This window comes from Bradyrhizobium septentrionale, from assembly GCF_011516645.4.
In the GTDB taxonomy this organism is placed as follows: domain Bacteria; phylum Pseudomonadota; class Alphaproteobacteria; order Rhizobiales; family Xanthobacteraceae; genus Bradyrhizobium; species Bradyrhizobium septentrionale.
In genome coordinates this window covers 2,623,068-2,649,266 of sequence record NZ_CP088285.1, presented here as the reverse complement: position 1 = coordinate 2,649,266, position 26,199 = coordinate 2,623,068, and the positions used below count along the sequence as shown (strand labels likewise).

The 26,199-nt window shown below is 65.0% G+C and carries 25 protein-coding genes; 11 read left to right on the top strand and 14 right to left on the bottom strand.

What is annotated here, in order from left to right:
* Positions 1–47: 47 nt before the first annotated feature.
* Both HAP48_RS14305 and HAP48_RS14300 read right to left on the bottom strand, forming a co-directional pair.
* Positions 48–755: an SIMPL domain-containing protein gene (locus HAP48_RS14305; protein WP_166213262.1), complete on the bottom strand. Its 708-nt coding sequence runs from the start codon at positions 753–755 to the stop codon at positions 48–50.
* A gap of 5 nt (positions 756–760) precedes the next feature.
* A complete protein-coding gene (locus HAP48_RS14300) occupies positions 761–1,471 on the bottom strand; it encodes a GyrI-like domain-containing protein (RefSeq protein ID WP_029081300.1) in 711 nt (236 codons plus the stop codon).
* A gap of 185 nt (positions 1,472–1,656) precedes the next feature.
* Between HAP48_RS14300 and dapF the strand changes: the two genes are divergently transcribed.
* Together dapF and mtaB are read left to right on the top strand one after the other, a co-directional pair.
* A complete protein-coding gene (gene dapF, locus HAP48_RS14295; protein WP_166213263.1) occupies positions 1,657–2,541 on the top strand; it encodes a diaminopimelate epimerase in 885 nt (294 codons plus the stop codon).
* Between the two features lie 5 nt (positions 2,542–2,546).
* On the top strand, positions 2,547–3,818 hold the full coding sequence (mtaB, locus tag HAP48_RS14290) for a tRNA (N(6)-L-threonylcarbamoyladenosine(37)-C(2))-methylthiotransferase MtaB (protein ID WP_166213264.1): 1,272 nt from the start codon (positions 2,547–2,549) through the stop codon (positions 3,816–3,818).
* Between the two features lie 731 nt (positions 3,819–4,549).
* Here mtaB and HAP48_RS14285 read toward each other — a convergent pair.
* Positions 4,550–5,689: a DUF2336 domain-containing protein gene (locus tag HAP48_RS14285; RefSeq protein WP_176399268.1), complete on the bottom strand. Its 1,140-nt coding sequence runs from the start codon at positions 5,687–5,689 to the stop codon at positions 4,550–4,552.
* Between the two features lie 105 nt (positions 5,690–5,794).
* On the bottom strand, positions 5,795–6,496 hold the full coding sequence (locus HAP48_RS14280; protein WP_166213265.1) for an RluA family pseudouridine synthase: 702 nt from the start codon (positions 6,494–6,496) through the stop codon (positions 5,795–5,797).
* A gap of 211 nt (positions 6,497–6,707) precedes the next feature.
* Here HAP48_RS14280 and ftsY point away from each other — a divergent pair, with 211 nt between their 5' ends.
* Positions 6,708–7,652 (top strand): signal recognition particle-docking protein FtsY, encoded by a 945-nt coding sequence (gene ftsY, locus HAP48_RS14275; RefSeq protein WP_166213266.1) that lies wholly within the window; start codon positions 6,708–6,710, stop codon positions 7,650–7,652.
* 157 nt (positions 7,653–7,809) lie between these two features.
* Positions 7,810–8,409, top strand: a complete 600-nt coding sequence (locus tag HAP48_RS14270; protein WP_166213267.1) for a septation protein A — start codon at positions 7,810–7,812, stop codon at positions 8,407–8,409.
* Between the two features lie 150 nt (positions 8,410–8,559).
* Here the strand turns inward: HAP48_RS14270 and HAP48_RS14265 are convergent, their stop codons facing one another.
* From HAP48_RS14265 to ccmA, 6 genes are all read right to left on the bottom strand, one after another.
* The gene (locus HAP48_RS14265) at positions 8,560–8,934 is read right to left on the bottom strand and encodes a ComEA family DNA-binding protein (RefSeq protein WP_166213268.1); all 375 of its coding nucleotides are present in this window, start codon (positions 8,932–8,934) and stop codon (positions 8,560–8,562) included.
* A gap of 160 nt (positions 8,935–9,094) precedes the next feature.
* Complete coding sequence (locus HAP48_RS14260; RefSeq protein WP_166213269.1) at positions 9,095–9,688, bottom strand: DsbE family thiol:disulfide interchange protein; 594 nt, start codon at positions 9,686–9,688, stop codon at positions 9,095–9,097.
* Positions 9,685–9,864: a heme exporter protein CcmD gene (gene ccmD / locus HAP48_RS14255; RefSeq protein WP_166213270.1), complete on the bottom strand. Its 180-nt coding sequence runs from the start codon at positions 9,862–9,864 to the stop codon at positions 9,685–9,687. The genes HAP48_RS14260 and ccmD overlap by 4 nt, the downstream gene beginning before the upstream one ends.
* A 4-nt stretch (positions 9,865–9,868) precedes the next feature.
* The gene (locus tag HAP48_RS14250) at positions 9,869–10,600 is read right to left on the bottom strand and encodes a heme ABC transporter permease (protein WP_166213271.1); all 732 of its coding nucleotides are present in this window, start codon (positions 10,598–10,600) and stop codon (positions 9,869–9,871) included.
* A 90-nt stretch (positions 10,601–10,690) separates the two neighbouring features.
* Positions 10,691–11,359, bottom strand: coding sequence for a heme exporter protein CcmB (gene ccmB, locus HAP48_RS14245; RefSeq protein WP_021078801.1), 669 nt, complete (start codon positions 11,357–11,359; stop codon positions 10,691–10,693).
* Positions 11,360–11,624: 265 nt separating this feature from the next.
* Positions 11,625–12,227: a heme ABC exporter ATP-binding protein CcmA gene (gene ccmA / locus HAP48_RS14240; protein ID WP_166213272.1), complete on the bottom strand. Its 603-nt coding sequence runs from the start codon at positions 12,225–12,227 to the stop codon at positions 11,625–11,627.
* Positions 12,228–12,466: 239 nt separating this feature from the next.
* On the opposite strand from ccmA, the gene acnA reads away from it, so the two are divergent.
* The 3 genes from acnA to HAP48_RS14225 all read left to right on the top strand — a co-directional run bounded on the left by acnA (position 12,467) and on the right by HAP48_RS14225 (position 17,114).
* The gene (acnA, locus tag HAP48_RS14235) at positions 12,467–15,187 is read left to right on the top strand and encodes an aconitate hydratase AcnA (RefSeq protein ID WP_166213273.1); all 2,721 of its coding nucleotides are present in this window, start codon (positions 12,467–12,469) and stop codon (positions 15,185–15,187) included.
* Between the two features lie 246 nt (positions 15,188–15,433).
* The gene (locus HAP48_RS14230; protein ID WP_166213274.1) at positions 15,434–16,195 is read left to right on the top strand and encodes a DUF1223 domain-containing protein; all 762 of its coding nucleotides are present in this window, start codon (positions 15,434–15,436) and stop codon (positions 16,193–16,195) included.
* A gap of 547 nt (positions 16,196–16,742) precedes the next feature.
* Complete coding sequence (locus HAP48_RS14225) at positions 16,743–17,114, top strand: DUF2794 domain-containing protein (protein ID WP_166213275.1); 372 nt, start codon at positions 16,743–16,745, stop codon at positions 17,112–17,114.
* A gap of 179 nt (positions 17,115–17,293) precedes the next feature.
* Here the strand turns inward: HAP48_RS14225 and HAP48_RS14220 are convergent, their stop codons facing one another.
* The 4 genes from HAP48_RS14220 to HAP48_RS14205 all read right to left on the bottom strand — a co-directional run bounded on the left by HAP48_RS14220 (position 17,294) and on the right by HAP48_RS14205 (position 22,222).
* Positions 17,294–17,824: a GNAT family N-acetyltransferase gene (locus tag HAP48_RS14220; protein ID WP_166213276.1), complete on the bottom strand. Its 531-nt coding sequence runs from the start codon at positions 17,822–17,824 to the stop codon at positions 17,294–17,296.
* 86 nt (positions 17,825–17,910) lie between these two features.
* Entirely contained in the window at positions 17,911–18,702 is a 792-nt protein-coding gene (locus HAP48_RS14215; RefSeq protein ID WP_029081319.1) for a Bax inhibitor-1/YccA family protein, read from the bottom strand.
* A gap of 233 nt (positions 18,703–18,935) precedes the next feature.
* Positions 18,936–21,506, bottom strand: coding sequence for an ABC transporter permease (locus HAP48_RS14210; protein ID WP_166213277.1), 2,571 nt, complete (start codon positions 21,504–21,506; stop codon positions 18,936–18,938).
* Entirely contained in the window at positions 21,503–22,222 is a 720-nt protein-coding gene (locus HAP48_RS14205; protein WP_166213278.1) for an ABC transporter ATP-binding protein, read from the bottom strand. The genes HAP48_RS14210 and HAP48_RS14205 overlap by 4 nt, the downstream gene beginning before the upstream one ends.
* 55 nt (positions 22,223–22,277) lie before the next feature.
* Here HAP48_RS14205 and HAP48_RS14200 point away from each other — a divergent pair, with 55 nt between their 5' ends.
* The 4 genes from HAP48_RS14200 to mdh all read left to right on the top strand — a co-directional run bounded on the left by HAP48_RS14200 (position 22,278) and on the right by mdh (position 26,173).
* Positions 22,278–22,937, top strand: coding sequence for an arylesterase (locus HAP48_RS14200; RefSeq protein ID WP_166216407.1), 660 nt, complete (start codon positions 22,278–22,280; stop codon positions 22,935–22,937).
* A 168-nt stretch (positions 22,938–23,105) separates the two neighbouring features.
* The gene (gene thpR, locus HAP48_RS14195) at positions 23,106–23,642 is read left to right on the top strand and encodes an RNA 2',3'-cyclic phosphodiesterase (protein ID WP_166213279.1); all 537 of its coding nucleotides are present in this window, start codon (positions 23,106–23,108) and stop codon (positions 23,640–23,642) included.
* Positions 23,643–23,793: 151 nt separating this feature from the next.
* Positions 23,794–24,981, top strand: coding sequence for a cell division protein ZapE (gene zapE / locus HAP48_RS14190; protein WP_166213280.1), 1,188 nt, complete (start codon positions 23,794–23,796; stop codon positions 24,979–24,981).
* Between the two features lie 223 nt (positions 24,982–25,204).
* Positions 25,205–26,173, top strand: coding sequence for a malate dehydrogenase (mdh, locus tag HAP48_RS14185; RefSeq protein WP_166213281.1), 969 nt, complete (start codon positions 25,205–25,207; stop codon positions 26,171–26,173).
* Positions 26,174–26,199 lie beyond the last annotated feature (26 nt).

Sequence of the window (26,199 nt, the reverse complement as noted above, 5' to 3'; positions counted from 1 at the left end):
GGTGCATCGCTTCGCGCTGCGCCGGGTCCGGGACACGAGAGTAGCTTCTACTTCCCCTTGATCGCCCAGGATACGCTGACGCTCACCGACAGCGTTTCCTCGCCCTGCGCGACCGGTGCGCTGGAGGCCGTCATCGGCGCGGCCATCTTGCCGCGGTACACCGGCACGGGCGCGCTGGCCTCCTCGGAAATGTTGATCGGCTCTCCGAGCGTGACGCCGGCGGCTCTGGCGTAGATCTCCGCCTTGCGGCGCGCGTCGGCGATCGCCTTGTCGCGCGCCTCGTCCAGCACCTTCGAGGCCTGTGACACCACGAAGTTGATGCCGCCGATCTCGTTGGCGCCGGCGCCGACCAGCACGTCGACCAGGCTGGCGACCTTGGCGACGTCGCGCACCTTGATGGTGACGCGGTTGGTGGCGCGGTAGCCGCTGACGGTGGGGGGCCCCGACACGCGGTCGGGCGCATGTTTCGGCTGCAGCGATAGCCGCGAGGTCTGGTAGTCCTTCTCGTCGAGGCCCGCGCCCTTCAGCGCGCCGAGCACCTTCGCCATCGCAATGTTGTTGGCGTCGGCGGCCTCGCGCGCGGTCTTCGCGTCTGTCGTCACGCCGCCATCGATCACGGCCTGGTCCGGCGCCACCGAGACGGTGGCTTCGCCGGTGACGGAAATCGCCGGTGGCGGCACCTGTGCCAATGCCGGGGCGGCAATCAGCGAAAGGGCAAGGGAGGCGAGGGCAAGGGTGGCAAGGGTCAGCTTCATGGGTCTCACTTCAGGGGCACGTAAACGTTGATCACCAGCTTGTCCTCCGCGGTCTTCAGCGGATCGGTGATGTATTCCTCGATAAAGGTGTCCTTGGCTTCGAGCTTCTTGTCGTCGAGGTGATTGGTGATCGCCTCATAGGTGTTGTCCATGTTGTCGTAGGACCCGCGATGGACGAACTTCAGCGCCTTGCCGTCGGGCGAATTGCCCATGCTCATGTTCTTGCCGAGGTTCTTGACGTCCTGATCAACCGGGATTTCCGCAATGAAAGTGAAGCCGGTGTCGTCGGTCGAGGTGTAGACGATCATCGGATTGCCCGATGCCTTGATGCCGCCCTTGTCGAGCAGCGCGGTGAGTTGCTTGAACGCCTCGATCAGCGCGTCGAAGGCCGAATCCCAATTGGCGGTGCCCTTCAGCATCACGACCTTCTTCGGTTCCAGCGTGAACGGCTCGCCGAACGGATCGGCGGTCTGCACCGGGGCGGCCGGCGGCGGCGCCGGGGTCTGCGACGCGGCGGGGCTGTCGGCCGGCGACTTGGTCTCGGCCGGAGGCGGGACCGGCGTGGCCGAGGGCGCCGGAGCGGGGGTTGGGCTCGGGCTGGCTGCCGGAGCGGGCGAGGCGGCCGGCGACTGGGCGGGCGCCGGGCTTGCCAGTGCGATCGCGGCCAAGGGCAGCAGCGCGACCAGGGCCGCGCGGAGCGTGCTGATACGGTTCATTCGGTATTCTCCATCCCCATCCTCAAACGGCCGCTCGATCTGTCCCGGCGCGCGCGGTCCGCGAGGTGCGCTATTCCTAACACGCAAGTTCTGCATTCGTCCCATGACAGATGTGTCACGGAGCCATTCCGACTGGCCAATCAGCCATCACTCGCCATATAACCGGGCGGAATTTGGGAAAATCGATGAGCGCGCTCGCCAATCACGCATTTGCCAAGATGAACGGCATCGGCAACGAGATCGTCGTCGTCGACCTGCGCGATTCAGAGGCGCAAGGTCGGGCACAGGTCTCGGCGGCGGAGGCGCGCGCCGTGGCCTCGCCGGCCGGTGTTCCCTATGACCAGTTGATGGTGTTGCAGCCGCCGCGGCTCGACGGCACCGAAGCGTTCATCTCGATCTACAACAATGACGGCTCGGAGGCCGGCGCCTGCGGCAACGGCATGCGCTGCGTGGTGCGCCGGATCTTCGAGAAGACCGGCCAGACCGCGGCGACGTTCCAGACCCGCGCCGGCCTGCTCAATTGCTGGCAGGGGCCGGCGCCCGATCTCTACACGGTCGACATGGGCGCGCCGAAGTTCGGCTGGCAGGACATTCCGCTGGCGGAGGAATTCCGCGACACCCGTTACATCGAGCTGCAGGTCGGGCCGATCGACAAGCCGGTGCTGCATTCGCCCTCGGCGGTCTCGATGGGCAATCCGCATGCGATCTTCTGGGTCGACGACGTCAATGCCTACGATCTCGAACGGTTCGGGCCGCTGCTGGAAAACCATCCAATCTTCCCGGAGCGTGCCAACATCACGCTCGCCCATATCGTCGATCGCGACCACATCACGATCCGCACCTGGGAACGCGGCGCCGGCCTGACCAGGGCCTGCGGCTCGGCGGCCTGCGCGACCGCGGTGGCGGCGGCACGGCTGAAGCGCGCCAACCGCATCGTCGAGATCACGCTGCCCGGCGGCAAGCTCGGCATCGAGTGGCGCGAGCGCGACGACCACGTGCTGATGACCGGCACCGCCGATTTCGAATATGAGGGCCGCTTCGATCCGGCGCTATTCGCCAGCGTCGCTTAATCGCTATGGGCGTCGACGTCGTCACCTTTGGTTGCCGCCTCAACGCATTCGAATCCGAAGTGATTCGCCGCGAAGCGGAGCAGGCGGGGCTTACCGAGACCATCGTCATCAACAGCTGCGCCGTCACCAACGAGGCGGTGGCGCAGGCGCGCCAATCGATCCGCAAGTTGAAGCGCGAGCGGCCTGAGGCGCGCATCGTCGTCACCGGCTGCGCGGCGCAGACGCAAAGCCAGATGTTCGCAGAGATGGCCGAGGTCGATCGCGTCGTCGGCAATGACGAGAAGATGCGCGGCGCTGCCTGGCAGGCGACCCGCGCTGCGTTCGATCTCGGCGGAAGCGAGAAAGTCGCGGTCGCCGACATCATGGCGGTGACCGAGATGGCGCCGCATCTGCTCGATGGATTCGAACGCGGCCTGCCGCGGGTGTTCGTGCAGGTGCAGAACGGCTGCGATCATCGCTGCACCTTTTGCATCATCCCCTACGGCCGCGGCAATTCGCGCTCGGTGCCGATGGGCGCGGTGGTCGATCAGGTCCGCACGCTGGTCGAGCGCGGCCATGTCGAGATCGTGCTGACCGGCGTCGATCTCACGAGCTACGGCGCCGACCTGCCGGGCGCACCGAAGCTCGGCCAGTTGACCCGGCAGATCCTGCGCCATGTGCCCGAGCTGAAGCGGCTGCGCATCTCCTCGATCGATTCAATCGAGGCCGATCGCGACTTGCTCGATGTCATCGCCGACGACGCGCGGCTGATGCCGCATCTGCATCTGTCGCTGCAATCGGGCGACGACATGATCCTCAAGCGGATGAAGCGCCGGCATTCGCGGCAGGACGCGATCGATTTCTGCGCGCAGCTGCGCCGGCTGCGGCCGGACATCGCGCTCGGCGCCGACATCATCGCGGGCTTCCCGACCGAGACCGAGGAGATGTTCGCGCGCTCGCTCGATCTGGTCGAAGAATGCGATCTCACCTTCCTGCACGTGTTTCCCTATTCGAAACGCCCGGGCACGCCGGCCGCGCGGATGCCGCAGGTTGCAGGCGGGGCGATCAAGGAGCGTGCCAAGCGGCTGCGCGCGGCCGGTGAAGTCGCGCTAGCGCGACGGCTTGCTGCGGAGGTCGGCGCGACACGCGAGGTGCTGATCGAAAGCAACAGGCAGGGCCGTACCGAGCAATTCCTGCCGGTCGCGATCAATGATGATGTGCCGGGCACGGTGCGGCGGCTGGCCGTGACGGGCCATGACGGTGCGCGTCTCATCGGGGCGTGCGGCGACGCTACCTAGCGCTCAGTGCCCTCAGCGACGTCGAGACAATTAATGGCGACTTCTTCGCCACCTTGCTCCGATCACCGTCCCCACGATCGATGAAAGGCAGACCACTGTTCCCATGATAGTCACGGGCTCCGGCGCCATCCGGAGTGTTTCCGGTTACACCTGTGGTCCTACCCCCGAGCTTTCTACCCTTGCTCGGGGCCCAAGGGTGCGATCGGCACCCGGCTTTCCCTGCGCGCTCTGTGAAGAGAGAGGGCGGAACGACAAGCAAGACTCGGGCAATCATGTCGCGAGAATGCGGACGCATGACCCGCAACTGGCGCAACAGATTAGTGTCGTCCCGGCGAAGGCCGGGACCCATAACCACCCAAGGTGATTGTTGCGCGACGCTGGGGCCGCAGCTTTCCTCACCAACACAACCCTGTGGTTATCGGTCCCGGTCTTCGCCGGGACGACGGTGGAGTATGCGGAGAGAGTCGCGCGACGAATGCGAAGCTGCGTCCTCATCCTCATCTGTCTTCGCCCGGCTCGCCGCCTTCGCTAAAGCTTCGGCGCGCCAGGGATTCGTGGCCTCGTCGAAGCCTTGGCGTAGACGGGACCGGGCGATCCAGTACGCCGCGGCCTCTCGGCTCAAGCATCGGCGTCTCTGGAATACTGGATCACCCGCATGCGCGGATGATGACACCGAATACGCTGTTTGACAGGTCGAATCGAAATCGGCCCGCGCATTGCGCGGGAGATGATCAACGGCTGCGTTCGCCGGGCTTTGGCGGCTGCGACGCGCGGACTTGCCAGAACCGCAGCATGCGGTCGGCGTTGGCGTGCGTTATTCGCGTGAACTGGCTCTTCGCGTTGGCGAGTTCGACCGGCCCCATCGATCCGGTCGAATAGCGGCATTCCATCACCGCGGCCGTCGTCTCCCAACTCAACCCCGCGGCCCGGCAGGGCACCAGCAGACCTTCGCTGCGGAGACTTTGCATCAGGGGGCGGATCACCTCGATGCTGGCCTGCGCAAGCTCCGCCAGCGCAGCGATGGTTTCCTCATACATTCGTTGTCTGGCGAAGCCGAGCAGGGCGGCCTCGTTGAGCTCGCCGGAACCCTTCAGCCTTGCGATGTGGCGCCTGGCTGCGGTGAAGTCCCGGGCCCGCGACATCTCGCGCTCGACGCCGGCGACGACCCCGGCGATCGCGTGGCGGATCTCCTCGAACAGATGCGCCGGCGCGTGTTGCAGCAAACGGCTGCGCACCTCTTCCGTTGCATCGTGCAGGAGTTGAACGCGGAGCTCCGGGGGCAGATCCGCGCGGATCCCGGTCTGGACGGCAAGCACCGGGTCGTGCTCGGCCTGCGCGAGGATGATTGCGAACCCGTCCGCCGACACCTTGGCGCCGGGATTGCTGACCAGGCGGTGACTGACGCTCGCGAACCGACGGGCCAACAGCGCGTCGGTGACGACTTCCTTCAGCCACCAGCGGCCGGCGACGGCGAGCAGATGCAGCTCGCTCTTGGTCTTCGCGATCTCGACCAGATCTTCCGTGTTGAGACGCGACGATTCCTGCAGGATCGGCCGGGCGATCCTGATCTCGTCATTACCAGCGAGACGGCGAATGATCGCGGGCGGTGCCTGGGTGACCGGTGCGAGCTGTTCGCTGATGTCGGTGAGCGCCATCCGGGCGCTGATGTCGGCAAGGGCCCGCAACTCGATGGTCTTCACGAGGCGCTCGAGCACATTGTCGAACAGCTCGACCTGTTCGCTGTTGAAGCTGCCGGCGGAGGCCAGGAAAAGGCCGGTGACGCGCTTCGCCGCTTCTATGCATTTTTCGGCGGAGCCGGCGCGTATCGCAGCCTCGACTTCGTCGACAATCCCTTGCCCAGCATTCAGCATTGCTCGTCCTGAGCCGTGGTGGCGCGCTTTTTCTAAGCCTCCTGCAGGACTACCGGATGGGCCTGAATGTTCCGTAAAGGATAATTGTCCGTAAAATCACGGAGATCACTGCCCGTTCCAGCCGCAGCTCCTGAGCCGCTCCTGCATATGTTTCGGCGCGGGCGCGACGACATGCACCGGCTCCTTGTTGCGTGAGATCGGGATGCCGATTTCGCGGGAATGCAGATGCAGGGTCGGCTCGCCGAAACGCGGACCGTTGCCGTAGATGTTGTCGCCGACGATCGGCCAGCCCATCGCCGCTGAATGCACCCGCAGCTGATGGGTGCGGCCGGTGACCGGCTCCATCGCGAGCCAGGCGAGGCCCTCGCCGCGTCCCAGCACCTTCCAGTTGGTGATCGCCTTCTGCCCATCCGGATCCGGCTTCTGCCACCAGCCGCGCTCGGCGTTGAGCCGGCCGAGCGGCATGTCGATGGTGCCTTCGTCCTCAGCGGGCCCGCCCTCGACCACGGTCCAGTAGGTCTTTGCGATCTTGCCGTGCTTGAACAACAGCCCGAGCGAGGCGGTCGCCTTGCGGTGGCGTCCCAGCACGAGGCAGCCGGAGGTGTCCTTGTCCAGCCGATGTGCCAGCACCGGCGGCCGCGGCAGGCCGAACCGCAGCGCGTCGAACGAGGCCTCCAGATTGGGCCCGCCCTTGGGGCCGCGATGCACCGGCAGCCCCGCCGGTTTGTCGATCACCAGCATCAGTCCGTCGCGGTGGAGCACGCGGCCCAGGATTTCTTCCGCGGTCAATTGGGGAACATCAATCAATTCGTCGAGACTTTCGTTTATGGGCCGAAACGGCTAACACGTCCCTGGTGCGGCGGATTTGACATTCGCTTCTTGTTTCCACGCACCGGCGAGCGAATGTCAAATCCGAAAAGCCGCACCAGAATCAAAATTTTCTAGTGTCCCTTCGGCTCTAACATTCGCAACAGAGCTAGCCGCAACGGGATGCGAATGTTAGAGCCGGACACTAGGCATGAACGATACCACTGCGGGAACTCCAAAACAGAGCTGGTGGCAGCGCCTGAAGGGCGGCCTGAAGCGTACCTCCGGTGCGCTGGGGACGGCGGTCGCCGATCTCGTCACCAAGCGCAAGCTCGACCGTGCCATGCTCGATGACATCGAGGATGTGCTGCTGCGCGCCGATCTCGGCACCGAGGTCTCGGTGCGGATCGCGGAGGCGGTCGGCAAGGGGCGCTACGACAAGGCGATCTCCGCCGACGAGGTCAAGTCGGTGGTTGCGACCGAGGTCGAGAAGGTGCTGGCGCCGGTGGCCAAGCCGCTCGAGATCGATGCCGCCAAGACGCCCTTCGTCATCCTCGTCATCGGCGTCAACGGCTCCGGCAAGACCACGACGATCGGCAAGCTGGCCGCGAAATTCTCCGCCGAGGGCCGCAAGGTCATGCTCGCCGCCGGCGACACGTTCCGCGCCGCGGCGATCGAGCAGCTCAAGGTCTGGGGCGAACGCACCAAGTCGCCGGTCATCGCGGGCGCCCAGGGTTCGGATTCGGCAAGCCTCGCCTTCAGCGCGCTGACCGCGGCGAAAGAGCAGCAGCGCGACGTGCTGCTGATCGACACCGCCGGCCGGCTGCAGAACAAGTCCGAGCTGATGAACGAGCTCGAAAAGGTCGTGCGCGTCATCAAGAAGGTCGATGCGTCGGCGCCGCACGCCGTGCTGCTCGTGCTCGACGCCACGGTGGGACAAAATGCGCTGTCGCAGGTCGAGGCGTTTCATCGTACGGCAGGTGTCACCGGCCTCGTGATGACCAAGCTCGACGGCACCGCGCGCGGCGGCATCCTCGTCGCGCTGTCGGAGAAGCACAAGCTGCCGGTGCATTTCATCGGCGTCGGCGAAGGCGTCGAGGATCTCGCCCCCTTCACGGCGAAGGATTTTGCCAAGGCAATTGCTGGAATCGAGTAATTCATCCTTCGAGACGCGCGCAAGTGCGCGCTCCTCCAGCAACAACGGCAAAGCCGTTGTGCGGGATGACGGTGGGATACGAGAGGTCGTCATCCTGAGGAGGCGCGGAGCGCCGTCTCGAAGGATGGCCAAGACACGAGTTCAATGGACTGAATTGATGGACAAGACCCAACCACATCCGCTGTTCAAGCTCGCGACCGAACTCGGGCCGCTGCTCGTGTTCTTTGTCGCGAATGCCAAATACCATCTGTTCGTCGCAACCGGCGCGTTCATGGTGGCGATCGTCGCGGCGATGATCGCATCCTACGTAGTGACCAAGCACGTGCCGATCATGGCGCTGGTGACCGGCGCGATCGTGCTGGTGTTCGGCACTCTGACACTGGTGCTGCACGACGAGACCTTCATCAAGGTCAAGCCGACCATCATCTACGGCCTGTTCGCGGCCGTGCTCGGCGGCGGGCTGCTGTTCGGGCGTTCCTTCATCGCCGTGATGTTCGACCAGATGTTCAATCTGACGCCGCAGGGCTGGCGCATCCTCACCATGCGCTGGGCGCTGTTCTTCGCCGGCATGGCTATCCTCAACGAGATCGTCTGGCGCTCGCAGACCACGGATTTCTGGGTGAACTTCAAGGTGTTCGGCGTGACGCCGTTGACCATGATCTTCGCCATCGCGCAGATGCCGCTGACCAAGCGCTATCACCTGGAGCCGGTCTCGCTGGAGACCAGCGAGGCGGACGCGGGCGATCTGCGCAAGTAACTGATCTCTTGTCCCGGACGCGGTGCGGCGCGCAGCGCCGCTCCGCAGAGCCGGGACCTATCTCACCAGGCAGGCTTCGTTGAGGTGCAGGCCCCGGCTCCGCAGCGCATCACTTGCGTGCTGCGCTGCGTCCGGGGCACGAGACAGAAATCAGCTCTTCTGCTTGGCGATGATCTTGTCCTTGATCTTGTCGTAGGTCGCCTGCGGCAGGATGTTCTTCTGCACCAGTTCATCCTTGCCCTTGTAGGGGCGGCCCTTGATGATCGCGGCCGAATAGGCCTTGCCGACGCCAGGCAGCGCGTCGAGCTGGTCGGTGCTGGCGCTGTTGATGTCGAGCAAATCGTCCTTCGCCATCCCCGTTGTCTTCTGATCAGGGGCGGCTGCCTTCGGCGCGGGAGCCATCCTGGTCTCGGACTTTGCGGCGGGCGCGGCCGGCTGCGGGGTTTGAGCGAACGACGGCGCGGCCGTCATCATGCCGAGCGTGAGCGCGGTGGCGAGCAGTGAAGCGAGCGTGGTCTTGCGCATATGTCCCCTCCAGAGGAACGTTGATGTCAACGCCAGTGAGTTGGGGCTGCGTTCATGGCGTTGCCATGGCCGCGAAATGAACCGCAGATAAACGTGTCTAATTATTTTGTCGCAGCCTTCGCGCGCAATCTGTTCGCGCAGCCGCGGAACGACGCCGCGATTATTTGTTCGCGCGCAGCGCCTTCTCGATCTCGGCCTTGAGCACGCTGTTGACGTTGTCAGGTGTCACCGGGCCGACCAGCTTGTAGACGATCGTGCCTTCGCGCCCGACCACGAAGGTCTCGGGCACGCCATAGACGCCCCATTCGATCGAGGCGCGGCCGTTGCCGTCGACGCCGACGATGCCGAACGGATTGCCGTAGCGGCCGAGGAAGCGCCGCGCATTCTCCGGTGAGTCCTTGTAGTTGATGCCGATGATCTGGAAGCGCTTGTCCTTGCCGAGCTCGGTCAGCAGCGGCGCCTCGTCATGGCAGGGCACGCACCACGACGCCCAGACATTGACGATGCTGACCTTGCCCTTGAAGGCGTCGGGATCGAGACCCGGCACCGGCGTGCCGTCCCGCACCAGGCCGTCGAGCGCGGGCAGGGCGGTCTGCGGCGCGGGCCGTCCGATCAGTGCCGACGGGATCTTCGAGGGATCCCCGCCATAGAGCCGCAGCAGGAACAGTCCGGCGAGCCCGAGGAAGAAGATGAGTGGCAGCACCACCAGCAGGCGGCGGGTTTGCGGCGGGCCGTTTGTCGCCTGCTCGCTCATCTTATATCCGCCGCGCTGCGGCCGGAGCGGCGCATGACGCCGCTGGCCTCGATCTCCTTGAGGCGGCCCTGCTGCCGGCGATAATCGGCGCTGATCCAGATGATCAACAGCAGCACGACCGCCGCGACCAGCGCATAGGACGTCACGATGAAGGAAGCGTAGGGACCAAGCGACATCGTGTCATGCTGCCTGTTGGTTAGCTTGCATCATCTGCAAGCTGCGCACGCGCCGGCGCAGGATCTCGTTGCGCATCGCCGCCAGATGCAAGGTGATGAAGAGCAGCGAAAACGCGATTGCCATCACCAAAAGCGGCCACAGGAACGCCTTGTCGAGCGTCGGTCCGCCGGCGCGAAACACCGAGGCCGGCTGGTGCAGCGTGTTCCACCAGTCGACCGAAAACTTGATGATCGGGATGTTGATCGCGCCGACCAGGGTCAGGACTGCCGCCGCCCGCGCCGCGCGCGACGGGTCCTCCACCGCGCGCCACAGCGCCATCAGGCCGAGATACATCAGGAACAGGATCAGCACCGAGGTCAGGCGGGCATCCCATTCCCAATAGGTGCCCCACATCGGCCGGCCCCATAGCGAGCCGGTGACCAGCGCGAGGAAGGTGAAGGCGGCGCCGATCGGAGCTGCGGCCTTCGCGGCGACGTCGGCAAGCGGATGCCGCCACACCAGCGTGCCGAGCGCGGCCACGCTCATGACGCCCCAGACGAACATCGACAGCCACGCATTCGGTACGTGGATGAACATGATCTTCACCGTGGCGCCCTGCTGGTAGTCATCGGGCGCCATGGCCGACCCGTAGAGCCCGACGGCGAGCAGGATCGCGGTCAGGCCCGCGAGCCATGGCAGGATCCGCGCGGTCAGCGCCAGGAACTTGGTCGGATTGGCGAGGTCGGTCAGCGTCATGGCACCCTGATAGTCGTCCGATGTGCCGCAGGCAATTGGCCGAACTGCCCTCGTCGAGATTTGATCTGGCCCAATTTGATCTTGCGCATTTCAGTCCAGCCCGTGCCGCAGGCTCGCGGCGGCGGCAAACGGGCCGATCACCAGGCTGGCAAGTGACAGCGCGCAGAGGATCGAGAACGGTGTTCCAAAGGGCAGCGGCCCCGAGATCGCGGCCTGGGAGGCCGCAACGCCGAAGATCAGCACCGGGATCGACAGCGGCAGCACCAGCACCGCGAGCAGCAGCCCGCCGCGATGCAACGTCACCGCCAATGCCGCGCCGATCATGCCGGTGAAGGTCAGCGCCGGTGTTCCCGCCAGCAAAGTCGCCGCAACGGCCAGCGTCGCTGTGCCGTCGAGATTGAGCAGCAGGCCGAGCACCGGCGTCGCGATGATCAGCGGCAGGCCGGCGGCGATCCAATGCGCCAGCGCCTTGGCCGCGCAGGCGAGTTCCAGCGGCGTCCGGCTCATCACGATGAGGTCGAGCGAGCCGTCCTCATGATCGGCCGTGAACAGCCGGTCGAGGGTGAGCAGGCTCGCCAGCAGCGCACCGAGCCAGAGAATGGCCGGGCCGAGCCGTGACAGCAGCGCCAGATCCGGCCCGACCGCGAACGGCATCAGCACCGTGACGGTGAGGAAGAACAAGACCCCGATCAGTGCGCCGCCGCCGACGCGCAGCGCGATGCGGATGTCACGGCGGATCAGTGCGGCAAGCGCGCTCATGCCGCGCCTCCGCGGTGGTTGCTGCGCCAGCCGATGTCGCGCCGCGTGCTCGCTGTGCTCCCTCCCCCCTTGTGGGGGAGGGCTGGGGAGAGGGGTGGCCTCGGGCGAGATCGTTGAAGCGAACGTCGCCTTCGCAATCTGGGCCCTGCGTCGCGGAGATGCTGACGGATGGAATTCGTCGTGTGGCACCCCCCTCCCTGACCCTCCTCCACAAGGGGGGAGGGAACGGAGACACGGTTGCGCAATGGCGGGCGAAGCACTGCGCTCATGCCGTGCCTCCCATCCGCAGGTCGCGCGCGGCGATGCCGAGCGGCAGGTGGGTCGCCGCGACGATCAGGCCGCCGCTGGCGAGATGATCGCGCATCAGCCCGACGAACAGCTCCTGTCCGGCCGCATCGAGTGCCGATGTCGGCTCGTCCAACAGCCAGACCGGCCGCCGCACCGAGAGCAGGCGCGCGATCGAGAGGCGGCGGCGCTGGCCGGCGGAGAGGTAGGCCGCCGGCAGATGTGCGGCGTGGTCGAGCGCCACGGCGGCAAGGCAGCCCCCGGCGTCCTCCGTCTCGCCGCCGAGGAATTCCCGCCAGAAGGAAAGATTCTCCGCAACGCTCAGCGCCGGCTTCAAGGCATCGCGGTGGCCAAGATAGTGGGCTTGCTCGGGCAGGCTGAGCTCGGCGTCGCCGCCCTCGAGCACGATCGAACCCTCGGCGGGAACCAAGAGCCCCGCGATCACGCGAAGCAGCGAGGTCTTGCCCGCGCCGTTGGGACCGGTGACGGCGAGCGCCTCGCCGGCGGTGGCCGACAGATCGAGGCCGGAAAACACCTCGCGTCCGCCGCGCACGCATTTCAGATTTCGTCCGGAGAGCTGCATGGTTCGTCTTGTCACAGCCCTCTGAAATCTTTCGCTACCGCGTGAGAATTTTTGGGTCGCGCAACGCTGTCGCACGCTTGTCGGTGTGGCGGTGCTTCTAGAAAGGTTCTATAAGCCCGGAACTTGATGCAGCACACACAATCGGCGGCCGCAAGCCATCCAGGCCATCCCTCGGCCAGTGTCGTTCGCCGGTGTTTAGTTACCCTTGCCGGGTATAACTGAAAATTGGGATTCCTCGCATGACCTCGCTCGACAGCTTCAAATGCCGCAAGACCATGAAGGTCGGCGGCAAGTCCTACGTCTATTACAGCCTGCCCCAGGCAGAGAAGAACGGACTGAAGGGAATTTCGAAGCTGCCGTATTCGATGAAGGTTCTGCTCGAGAACCTGCTGCGCAACGAGGATGGCCGCACCGTCAAGAAGGAAGACATCGTTGCGGTGTCGAAGTGGCTGAAGAAGCGCCAGCTCGAGCACGAAATCGCCTTCCGCCCGGCGCGCGTGCTGATGCAGGATTTCACCGGCGTTCCGGCCGTGGTCGATCTCGCGGCGATGCGCAACGCGATGCAGAACCTCGGCGGCGATGCCGAGAAGATCAACCCGCTGGTGCCGGTCGACCTCGTCATCGACCACTCGGTGATCGTCAACTTCTTCGGTGACAACAAGGCGTTCGCGAAGAACGTCACCGAGGAATACAAGCAGAACCAGGAGCGCTACGAGTTCCTGAAGTGGGGCCAGAAGGCGTTCTCGAACTTCTCGGTGGTGCCGCCCGGCACCGGCATCTGCCACCAGGTCAATCTCGAATATCTCGCGCAGACGGTGTGGACCAAGAAGGAGAAGATGACGGTCGGCAAGAAGACCGGCACTTTCGAGGTCGCCTATCCGGATTCGCTGGTCGGCACTGACTCGCACACCACGATGGTCAACGGCCTCGCCGTGCTCGGCTGGGGCGTCGGCGGCATCGAGGCGGAGGCCTGCATGCTCGGCCAGCCGCTGTCGATGCTGCTGCCTGAGGTGGTCGGCTTCAAGCTCAAGGGCCAGCTCAAGGAAGGCGTCACCGCGACCGACCTCGTGCTGACCGTCACCCAGATGCTGCGCAAGCTCGGCGTGGTCGGCAAGTTCGTCGAGTTCTTCGGCCCGGGCCTCGATTTCCTGTCGGTCGCGGACAAGGCGACCATCGGCAATATGGCGCCCGAATACGGCGCGACCTGCGGCTTCTTCCCGGTCGATGCCGCGACCATCGATTACCTGAAGACCTCGGGCCGCAAGGCCGATCGCGTCAAGCTGGTGCAGGCCTACGCCAAGGCGCAGGGCCTGTTCCGCACCGCCAAGTCGGCCGATCCGGTGTTCACCACCACGCTGACGCTCGACCTCGCCGACGTCGTGCCGTCGATGGCTGGACCGAAGCGCCCCGAAGGCCGCATCGCGCTGCCGGCGGTGTCGACCGGCTTCGCCACCGCGCTGGTCGGCGAGTACAAGAAGCCCGAGGGTGAGACGAAGCGCTTCGCCGTCGAGGGCCGCGACTTCGATCTCGGCCATGGCGACGTCGTGATCGCGGCGATCACCTCCTGCACCAACACCTCGAATCCGAGCGTGCTGATCGGCGCCGGCCTGTTGGCGCGCAAGGCGGCAGCCAAGGGCCTGAAGGCCAAGCCGTGGGTGAAGACCTCGCTCGCGCCGGGCAGCCAGGTGGTGGCGGAATATCTCGCCAATTCCGGCCTGCAGACCGATCTCGACAAGGTCGGCTTCAACCTGGTCGGCTTCGGCTGCACGACCTGCATCGGCAATTCTGGCCCGCTGCCGGAAGACATCTCGAAGTCGATCAACGAAAACGGCATCGTTGCCGCCGCCGTGCTGTCGGGCAACCGCAACTTCGAAGGCCGCGTCTCGCCGGACGTGCAGGCGAACTACCTCGCCTCGCCGCCGCTGGTCGTTGCGCATGCACTTGCCGGCACCGTGACGAAGGATCTCGCGGTCGAGCCGATCGGCATCGGCAAGGATGGCAAGCCGGTGTTCCTGAAGGACATCTGGCCGACCACCAAGGAGATCAACACCTTCATGAAGAAGTACGTCACCGCGACGATCTTCAAGAAGAAGTACGCCGACGTGTTCAAGGGCGATACCAACTGGCGCAAGATCAAGACCACGGAAAGCGAGACCTATCGCTGGAACATGAGCTCGACCTATGTGCAGAACCCGCCCTATTTCGAAGGCATGAAGAAGCAGCCGGACCCGGTCAACGACGTGGTCGACGCGCGGATCCTGGCGATGTTCGGCGACAAGATCACCACCGACCACATCTCGCCGGCCGGTTCGATCAAGCTGACCTCGCCCGCCGGCAAGTTCCTCAGCGAGCACCAGGTGCGCCCCGCCGACTTCAACCAGTACGGCACGCGGCGCGGCAACCACGAAGTGATGATGCGCGGCACCTTCGCCAACATCCGCATCAAGAACTTCATGCTGAAGGGCGCTGACGGCAATATTCCGGAAGGCGGTCTGACCAAGCACTGGCCCGACGGCGAGCAGATGTCGATCTACGACGCGGCGATGAAGTACCAGCAGGAGGAAGTGCCGCTGGTGGTGTTCGCCGGCGCCGAATACGGCAACGGCTCGTCGCGCGACTGGGCCGCCAAGGGCACGCGCCTGCTCGGCGTGCGCGCGGTGATCTGCCAGAGCTTCGAGCGTATCCATCGCTCCAACCTGGTCGGCATGGGCGTGCTTCCGCTCACCTTCCAGGACGGCACGTCGTGGTCCTCGCTCGGCCTGAAGGGCGACGAGAAGGTCACGATCCGCGGGCTGCAGGGCGACCTGAAGCCGCGCCAGACCCTGACCGCCGAGATCGTCTCCGGCGACGGCGGCAAGCGGGACGTCCCGCTGCTCTGCCGCATCGATACGCTGGACGAGCTCGATTACTACCGCAACGGCGGCATCCTGCACTATGTGCTGCGCAAACTCGCGGCCTAGGCCCTTTGTTTGAGCATGATCTCCGCGCAAACGCTTGCGTTGTCGCGGGGGAAACCGGTTCACACTTTTCCGGATCATGCTCTAACGCGGATTTGTGATCGGTGCCTCACCGCTTAGTGAGTGGCGACTAAAAAGAAGGCGGCCTATGACAGGGCCGCTTTCTCGCGTTTTGGGGCACGCAAGTTCAGGGACAAACTTCATGCTCCGTACAATTACGGATGGAAATCATCACGACTGGTTCGCAGTATGACAGCGATGATGGCCTATAACTCGATCTCGCGATGGTCCAGCGCTCTTGGTATTTGCGCGATCGTTGCTGTCATCCGCCCCGCTCACGCCGATCCGCGTGCTGTCGTCGAACTCTTCACCTCGCAGGGGTGTTCGTCCTGTCCGCCCGCGGACAAGATCATCGGTGATCTCGCCAAGGACCCCAACGTCATCGCGCTGAGCATGCCGATCGACTATTGGGACTATCTCGGCTGGAAGGACACGCTGGCCGATTCCCGTTTCAGCGCGCGCCAGAAGGCCTATTCGCACATGCGCGGCGATCGCGACGTCTACACGCCGCAGGCCGTGATCAACGGCTCCGCGCATGTGATCGGCAGCGATCGGGCGAGCATCGAGAGCGCCATCAAGGATACCGAGAAGAGCGGCAGCGTGATGTCGGTGCCGGTGACGCTGACGCTGACCGGCAAGCAGATCAACGTTTCGGTGGCCGCGTCGAAGTCGCCCGCAGTGTCGCGCGGCGAAGTCTGGATCTGCTCGATCTCGAAGTCGGTGCCGATCTCGATCGCGCGCGGCGAGAACCGCGGCCAGGAGATCACCTACCACAACGTGGTGCGCAATCTCCTCAAGGTCGGTGACTGGAACGGTTCGTCCGGGAGTTGGACCGTGCCGCTGGAGAACATCACGCGCGATGGCGTCGATGCCGCGGCGGTGTACGTCCAGGACGGCAATCGCGACAAGCCGGGCCCGATGCTCGGCGCCGCCTTCACCTCGCTTCGCTAGCACCTTGCGGCGCCACCTTCCGTCGGTCGCGCCATTGGGCGGCACGCAGTTTGTCGTGCAGCCCACGCGGGAGGCGACCGACATGCATCCAGAGATATACTGAAACGAACGCGGTGAGCCTCTGGGCGCGTCTCGATCGCGCGTGCCTTGAGCAGGCTCCCAAAAACAAAAAGGACCAACTTTCGTTGGCCCAGTGTTGGGATTAACTCCCCTGCGAACAGGCCCGATCCCGACGGCCCCGGGGGGCTGGGGGCTGAGGAATCCGGAACCGAAAGGACCGGGCCAACGCAGGATTTTCTTTTCGCAGGGCAGCGGGGCGGGCGATGGGCGGAAGTGGGGCAGCAATATGATTCCGCTAACGTTCCCGTGACTCTCTGGTTTTCCGGATAATCTGCCGCGCCAGACCGTGGTTAAGACCCGGTTGCATCGCGAATGGCCCCTTGCAGGCCCCCTCGCTTAGCGCAATCATGTCAGCGTTGTGACGATCCCGAAAAGGGGGGACCGGCTTTCGGACCATGATCGTCACTGGGATGACAGGAGGCGCTCGATGAGTCTGATCTCGGAGGACACTGATCCGAGCGGGAGCCGCGCCGCGGCGCGCCCCGCCGCCGCGATCCCGCAGCCCAACCGCGTGACCTTCAATCGACTAGAGCTCAACCGCATTCTCAATCTCTACGGCCGCATGGTCGCCGACGGCGAGTGGCGCGACTATGCGATCGACTTCCTGAAGGACCGTGCCGTGTTCTCGGTGTTTCGGCGCGCGTCCGAAATGCCGATCTACCGGATCGAGAAGGATCCCCGGCTTGCGCGCAAGCAGGGCATGTACAGCGTGATTTCGGCGACGGGCCTGATCCTGCGTCGCGGCCATGAACTCGAACGCGTGCTGTTCGTGATCGACCGCAAGCTGTCGGTGGTGTAGCCCCACCTCCCCTTGAAAAGGGGAGGTTGTTTTGCTCGTCAGAGCAAAGCGGGTGGGGATTTGCTCTCTCCGCACACACAGCGTCGCCCGTGGCTGACCCCCATCCCGACCTTCCCCCTTTCAGGGGAAGATAGATTATCTCGGATGTCGCTTCGCTCATTCGGGCTGCGGATTGTCGGCTAGTCCGCCGGCACGGTCGCGCCGCCTTCGCCGAGCGCGCGCTGCATCATCACGGTATCGAGCCAGCGGCCGAATTTCAGGCCGACACCCGGGTGTGTCCCGATCATCTCAAAACCGCAGCGGCGGTGCAGTCCGATCGAACCGGCATTGGCCGAATCCCCGATCACCGCGATCATCTGCCGGAAGCCGCGGGCGTCGCATTCGGCGATCAGGCGCTCCATCAGCTTGAGGCCGACGCCGCGGCGATGGAGCGCAGGATCCAGATAGACCGAGTTCTCGACCGTGAAGCGATAGGCCGGCCGCGGCCGGTAGGGGCCGGCATAGGCATAGCCGGCGACGCGGCCGTCGAGCTCTGCCGTGAAATAGGGGAAGCCGCCATCGATCAGCGCCCTGTAGCGGCGGGTCATCTCGGCGAGGTCGGGCGGAATCAGCTCGAAGGTCGCGGTCCCAAAGCGAACCGCCTGCTCATAGATCGCGGTGATCGAGGGCAGATCCGCCTCGGCGGTCGGCCTGATTTCCGGATTGGACATGGTGGCGACAGTATTTTTGCCACGCCCAAAAGAAAAGCCCCGGCCGCTAGGGCCGGGGCTTCGGTCGATCCCTTCGCTCGAGGCGCTTAGTCGCGCTGGCCGAGCAGCTGCAACAGCAGCGTGAACAGGTTGATGAAGTTCAGGTAGAGCGACAGCGCACCAGTGATTGCCGCACGCTCTGCCATCACGCCACCCTGCGAGGCGTAGCCGTAGATGTAGTCGTTCTTCAGCCGCTGGGTGTCCCAGGCGGTGAGGCCCGCGAACACCAGCACGCCGACCACCGAGACGATGAACTGCAGCGCCGAGCTCGCCAGGAACAGGTTGACCAGGCTCGCGATGATGATGCCGATCAAACCCATGAACAGGAACGAGCCCATGCCGCTCATGTCACGCTTGGTGGTGTAGCCGTAAAGGCTCAGCGCACCGAACGTAGCCGCGGTGATGAAGAACACGCGCACGATCGAGGTGTGCGTGTACACCAGGAAGATCGACGACAGCGACAGGCCCATCAGTGCCGAGAACACCCAGAACAGGAGCTGGGCGGTCGCAGGCTGCAGGCGGTTGATGCCGGCCGAGATGACGAACACCATCGCAAGAGGGGCGAGGATGAACAGCCACTTCAGCGGGCTCACGAACATCGCGTAGCCGAACTGCGTCAGATAGGCGTTGCCGAACTTGGCGACGGCGGCGGACTGGTCGCTGGTCACCGCACCCATGTAGACGCCGAGCGCGGCAAGGCCGGTGATGGCGAGGCCGATGCTCATGTAGTTGTAGATGCGCAGCATGTAGGCGCGCAGACCGGCGTCGACGGCCGCAGCGTCAATGCGCCCGGCGGCCCGGCCGAAAGGAGAAGCGTAATTGCGGTCTAGGTCCGACATGGTCGAATTCCCGTGGTTGGTCCCGGTGGAGCGCAAGGGATTTGCGGCGCCGGTCGTAAATCTATCTCAGATGGCTCGGTTTGCGGAATATTAATTCCGTGTCATTCAACCGACCATCCGGCTCGATTGGTATGTGGGAAATTAACACATCCGACGCAAGCTTCCACGCGCGGCCGAATGTCGCTCTGCGCGAACAGTATAGGGAAAAACGGCCTCGGTGCCGCTACAAATTGTCACAAATTCCGCAGCACCGAGGCCGGCTTCTGATTCAGCGCGAGCAGCGTTCCGGCCAGCCCCAACCCAACCGTGACGATCAGCGCGGCGACCACGACCAGCGCGGCGCTGCCGGCCTGCCAGATGAAGCTCAGCGTCATCAGTCGCGTCACGATCAGCCAGGCCGCGATCGAACCGGCGATCACACCGAATAAGGCGGTTGCAAAACCGATCATCAGATACTCTAGCGCGTAGGCGCCGAGCAATCGCACCCGCGTGGCGCCGAGCGTCTTGAGAATCACGGCGTCGTAGACGCGGTGGCGGTGACCTGCCGCGAGCGCGCCGCCCAGCACCAGGATCGCCGAGATCAGCGTCACCGCGCTGGCGCCGCGGATCGCTAGCACCAGATTGCTGACCACGCTGCCGACCGTCTCCAGCGCCTCGCGGACCCGCACGCTGGTCACCATCGGGAACGCGTCGGTGACCTGCTTGATGATGCGCGCATCGTCCGCGTTGTCAGCATGTGGTTCGGTCAGCGTCGCGACATGGCTGTGCGGTGCGCCCCTGAAGGCATTCGGCGAGAACACCAGCACGAAGTTGATGCCGAGACCCTGCCAGTCGATGTTGCGCAGGTTGGCGATCTTCGCCGATACGTCGCGGCCGAGCACGTTGACCACGATCTCGTCGCCGATCTTCAGATCCAGGCCGTCGGCGATCTTCTTCTCCATCGAGACCAGCGGCGGTCCGCTGTAGTCCGGCCCCCACCATTCGCCCTCGACGATCTTCGAGCCCTTGGGGATCTCGCCGGTGTAGGTCAGGCCGCGGTCGCTCTGCAGCACCCATTCCGAATCGACTGACGGCTTGAGCTGGTCGCCCTTGACGCCGCGCGCGGCGACGATGCGCCCGCGCAGCATCGGCACGTCCTCGACGGTCGAGCCAGGCGCGATCTGCGCCAGGAAGGCGGCAAAGCGGTCGGCCTCGGTGGAGGGGATGTCGATGAAGAAGAATGACGGCGCCCGGTCCGGCAGCGCGGCCAAAAATTGCCGGCGCAGATTGCCGTCGATCTGGGTGATGGTGACGAGCACCGCGAGCCCGAGCCCGAGCGACAGCACGACCGACGGCGTCAGCGCGCCCGGCCGGTGGATGTTGGCGATCGCGAGCCGCAGCATGGTGATGCGGCTGCGCGGCAGCCGGCGCGCCACCGCCATCAGGATTTCGGCGATCCCGCGCAACAGCAGGAACACCGCGATCGAGGCGACGACGAAGACGGTCGCGACCCGCTTGTCATAGGCAAGCCCGATCGCAACCCCGATCAGGAGCGCGATCACCACGGCCATCAGCGCCAGATAGCTCCAGCGCGGGCGGTGCCACTCGCTGGTGATGGTCTCGCGGAACAGCGCGGCGACCGGCACGTCATGCACCCGGCCGAGCGGCCACAGCCCGAACGCCAGCGCGGTGAGCTGGCCGTAGAGGAAGGAGAGCGCTAGCTCGTCGGGATGCAAGGCGGGCACGACCGGGAGCGGCAGCAGCTTGCCGAACAGGCCGACGATGACGAAGGGCAGCGCGGCGCCGAGCACGAGCCCGATCACCGAACCGATCCCGGCCAGCACCACCACCTGCGTGCAATAGATCGTGAAGACGTCGCGACCGGTGGCGCCGAGCGCCTTGAACGAGGCGATGACGTCGCGGCGCCGGTCGATATGGCTCTTCACGGCATTGGCGACGCCGACACCGCCGACCAGCAGCGCGGCCAGGCCGACCAGGGTCAGGAACTGGGTGAAGCGGTTAATGGTGCGCTCAAGCTGCGGCGAGGCGTTGCTGCGGCTGCGGACCTCCCAGCCGGCCTCCGGTGCCGCAGCCCGCGCGCCGTCGATCAGCGCGGTGGTGGCGCGATCGTCGTTGGCGCCCTCGGGCAGCTTCACCCGGTAGATCCAGCGCACCAGGCTGCCCGGTTGCAGCAGGTCGGTGGCGTGCAGGCTGGCTTCGTTGATCAGGAAGCGCGGGCCGAGGCCGACGCCGCCGGCGAGCTTGTCGGGCTCGGCCGCCACCACGCTGCGGATCTGGTAGGTCGCGCTGCCGATGGTGACGCGGTCGCCGAGCTTGAGGTCGAGCCGCGCCAGCAGCGTTGAATCGGCCGCCGCGCCATAGACGCCGTCGCGTTCGGCGAGCAGGTCGGCGACCGGCATGTTCGGCTCGAGCGTCAGTTCGCCGAGCATCGGATATCTGCCGTCGACCGCCTTGAGCTCGACCAGCGCGAGCTTGCCGTCGCCGCTGCGGGCCATCGCGCGGAGTGTGGCTGCGACCGAAACCTCGCCGCGCGTGCGCAAATAGGCGATCTCGTCGGGCTTGGCCTCGCGCGAGATCAGCGAGAACGCGACGTCGCCGCCGAGCAGCGTGCGCCCCTCGCGCGACAGGCCGTCGCCGAGGCTCGCGGCGACCGAGCCGACGCCGGCAATCGCCATCACGCCGAGCGCGATGCAGGCGATGAAGACGTAGAAGCCGCGCAGGCCGCCGCGCAATTCGCGCAGCGCATATCGGAAGGCAAGCGACGACGCGCGACCCTGGATAGCGACTTCGGACGCAATGCTCATCTCGTGGATTGTCCGTCGATGCGGCCGGAACGCAGCCGCACGACGCGGTCGCAGCGCTGGGCGAGCGCGAGGTCGTGCGTCACCAGCACCAGCGTCATGCCGCGCTCGGCGTGCTTGGTGAACAGCAAATCGACGATCTGCTTTCCGGTCGTCTCGTCGAGATTTCCGGTCGGCTCGTCGGCGACGAGGATCGCGGGATCGGGTGCGAGCGCACGCGCGATCGCGACGCGCTGCTGCTCGCCGCCGGACAATTGCGTCGGATAGTGATGCAGGCGTTCGCCGAGCCCGACCGATTGCAGCTCCTGCGCGGCGCGCGCCGCGGCATCGGGATTGCCGGCGAGCTCGAGCGGCACGGCGACGTTCTCCAGCGCGGTCATGGTCGGGATCAGATGGAACGACTGGAAGACGATGCCGACCTGGCGACCGCGGAAGCGCGCCAGCGCATCTTCATCGAGGGCATTGAACGCGGTGCCGTTGACGACCACTTCTCCACTGTCAGGACGTTCAAGCCCCGCCATCACCATCAGCAAGGTCGACTTGCCCGAGCCCGACGGGCCGATCAGGCCGATGGCCTCACCCGCTGCCACACGAAGGCTGATATCTTTGAGGATATGAACCCGTGCCGCGCCGGTGCCGAGCGAGAGATTGACGTTCCTGACGGCAATGGTGTCCGGCTCGACGTCGGTCAGTGAAGAGGATTCGATGAGACTGTCCATGGTTCGGTCATATGGCACTTCCGCGGCTGCGGTCGAGGGCCGGTTGAGAATCTTCGTGCACATACTCGTGTTGCTTATGGGCTTGATGACGGCGGCAAGCGCGCAGACACCGGGACCGGAGAAGGGCCCCGCGGCAGGTTCGGCAAAACCGGTCAAAATGGTGGTCCTGGGCGATTCCCTGAGCGCCGGTTACGGCCTTCCTGGCCCGGCGGCGTTCCCGGTCCGGCTGCAAAAGGCCTTGGAAGCCAAGGGGATAAAGGTCGAGATGACCAATGCCGGGCTGTCCGGCGACACCGCCTCAGGCGGCCGCGAGCGGCTCGACTGGTCGGTGCCTGACGGAACCGATGCGGTGATCGTCGAGCTCGGCGCCAACGATGCGCTGCGCGGCATCGATCCCGCGGTGACGCGTGCCGCGCTCTCCGACATCATCACAAAGTTGCAGGCGCGCAAGATCGCCGTGCTCTTGTGCGGCATGCTGGCGCCGCCGAACTATGGCAGCGACTATGCAGCGAAGTTCAACGCGATCTATCCGGATCTGTCGAAATCCCTTGGCGTGCCGCTCTATCCATTCTTCCTCGACGGCGTTGCTGCCGATGCCAAGCTCAACCAGGCCGACGGCATGCATCCGACGGCAGCGGGCGTCGACATTGTCGTGAACAACATGCTGCCCACGGTGGAGGCATTTCTCGGCGCATTATCAGGGCAACGCAGTTGAATCGCAGGCAGCGAGCCGTGTGGTGTCCGTAGGTTTACGAGCTGTTAACCGGTCATGCTTCGCAGAGTCACATATCTCGGGTACAAATAGGCATCGGTGATTCGTCACCGGGGTCTGTTACAGGGTGCGGGCTCCCAAAACTCGCGCCAAGCATCGAGGATTATTGCGATGCCGCGTCTGTTCACTGGACTGGAAATTCCGGCCGAAATCGGCCAAACCCTCTCCAGCTTGCGTGGTGGCCTTCCCGGCGCACGCTGGATCGATCCCGAAAATTATCACGTCACTCTGCGCTTCATCGGCGACATCGATGGCATGTGGGCCAACGAGATCGCAACGATGCTGTTCCGGGTGAACCGCAAGCCGTTCGAGGTCAAACTGCAAGGCCTGTCGAGCTTCGGCGGACGCAAGCCGCGCGCGGTGGTTGCCGCCGTCGAGCCGAGCCGCCCGCTGATCGAACTGCAGGCCGAGCTCGAGCGGATGATGCAGCGGATGGGGCTCGATCCCGAGGGCAGGAAATTCACGCCCCATGTCACGCTCGCGCGTTTGCATGACGCCTCGAGCCAGGACGTCGCGGATTATCTGTCCGTGCGCGGCTACTTCCCGAGCCGCAGCTTCCTGGCGGACCGCTTCGTGCTGTTCTCGTCGCGGGCGTCGACAGGCGGCGGCCCTTACGTGGTCGAGGATTCCTACGCGCTCTGCGCGTAAGGCATCGCAGACCGCGGCTTGAGGTGTCAGGCAGCCCGTGCGGTCGGCCGTGGTATGCAAGGGCCTGCGCCCGCATACCCGTTGCCTGCATGGCCGTTGGCACAATTCCCGACTTGCATTTTTCCGCGCACTAGGGCCGTAAGGTGGGCCCATGTTGTCCACCTCGCCGAGTTCCTTTCTCGAACACTACAACGCCCTGGTCGCCTCCGGCGCGATCGAGGCCGATCCTGCGCAGGCGCGCGCCGCTGAAGCGTTCGGCGCGCTGGACGAGCGGCTCGCGAGCTACAAGCCGCAGCGCAAGCAGGGCCTGTTCGGACGGCTGTTCGGCGGCGACAAGGACGACAAGCCGCCGCGCGGCCTCTACGTCCATGGCGAGGTCGGCCGCGGCAAGACCATGCTGATGGATCTGTTCTTCCAGCAGAGCCCGGTCGAGCACAAGCGCCGCGCGCATTTCCACGAATTCATGGCCGAGGCGCATGAGCGGATCTACGGCTACCGTCAGCAGATCGCGCGCGGCGAGATCTCGGACGGCGACGTGATCGGGCTTACCGCGCAGGCGATCTTCGACGAGGCCTGGCTGCTCTGCTTCGACGAATTCCACGTCACCGACATTGCGGACGCGATGATCCTCGGGCGGCTGTTCGCAAAGCTGTTCGATCTCGGCACCGTCGTGGTCGCGACGTCGAACGTTGCGCCAGACGACCTCTACAAGGGCGGGCTCAATCGCGCGCTGTTCCTGCCGTTCATCGCGCAGATCACCGACCACATGGATGTGCTGCGGCTCGATGCGCGCACAGACTTCCGGCTCGAGAAGCTCGTCGGCGTGAAGATGTGGCTGGTGCCCGCGGATGACGCGGCTCGCGAGGCGCTCAACGCGGCGTGGCGCAAGATGACCGGCAACGCGCCGTGCAAGGCGCGCCTTATCGAGATCAAGAAGCGTCTGCTGATTGTGCCGTGCTCGTCGCATGGCGTCGCACGCTTCAGCTTCGCCGATATCTGCGAGAAGCCGCTTGCCGCGTCCGACTACCTCAGGCTCGCGCACGACTACCACACGATCCTGATCGACCACATTCCGGTGATGGACTACGCCGAGCGCAATGCCGCCAAGCGCTTCATCTCGCTGATCGACACGCTCTATGACAATGCCGTGAAGTTGATGGCCTCGGCCGAGGCCGATCCGGTGTCGCTGTACCTTGCGGAAGACGGCATCGAGGCGATGGAATTCAAGCGCACATCCTCGCGCCTGATCGAAATGAGCTCGGAATCCTATTTGGCGCTGCCGCATGGCCGGAAGGACTCCTCCGCAAGTGGCTCGTCGACCGGCCTGGTCGAGACCTGACACTCAGCCTCGAAATTCGGCCTCGAAATTCGGTCTTGCGCGCGGTGCGGTTCGGAGCAACTTTCCGTGTCTCCGGGACGGATGTTGCTGGCATGCCTGATCGAATTCCAGGCAGGGCCCGCAATTGGGCAGGCCGCGACTTGAATGGATCATTCGAAAGGGATAACCACCCTTGCAACCGACTTCCCTCCCTCCTGCACCCAGTTCAAAGGACTGATTTCCCATGGCACGCGACAAGATTGCTCTGATTGGCTCCGGACAGATCGGCGGAACGCTGGCGCACCTCGTTGGCCTCAAGGAACTCGGAGACGTCGTGCTGTTCGATATCGCCGAGGGCGTGCCGCAGGGCAAGGCGCTCGACATCGCGCAGTCGTCGCCGGTCGACGGCTTCGACTCCAATCTGGTCGGCGCCAACTCCTATGAGGCGCTCGACGGCGCCAAGGTCTGCATCGTTACCGCGGGCGTGCCGCGCAAGCCGGGCATGAGCCGCGACGATCTCCTGTCGATCAACCTCAAGGTCATGGAGCAGGTCGGCGCCGGCATCAAGAAGTACGCCCCCGACGCCTTCGTCATCTGCATCACCAACCCGCTGGATGCGATGGTGTGGGCGCTGCAGAAGGCTTCGGGCCTGCCGCACAAGAAGGTGGTCGGCATGGCCGGCGTGCTCGACTCCGCGCGTTTCCGCTACTTCCTGGCCGACGAATTCAACGTCTCGGTCGAAGACGTCACCGCCTTCGTGCTCGGCGGCCACGGCGACACCATGGTGCCGCTGACCCGCTACTCGACCGTTGCCGGCATCCCGCTGCCCGACCTCGTCAAGATGGGCTGGACCTCGCAGGCGCGGATCGACGAGATCGTCGATCGCACCCGCAATGGCGGCGCCGAGATCGTCAATCTGCTCAAGACCGGCTCCGCCTTCTACGCGCCGGCGGCGTCGGCGATCCAGATGGCCGAGAGCTATCTGAAGGACAAGAAGCGCGTGCTGCCCTGCGCCGCCTATCTCAACGGCGAGTACGGCGTGAAGGACATGTATGTCGGCGTGCCTACGGTGATCGGCTCCAAGGGTGTCGAGCGCATCGTCGAGATCGAGCTGGCCGGCAAGGACCGCGAGGCCTTCGACAAGTCGGTTGCCTCGGTGCAGGGCCTGGTCGACGCCTGCAAGAAGATCGCGCCCGATCTGCTCGGGAAGTGATCTGAGTTAGCAATGGCCCGATAGGC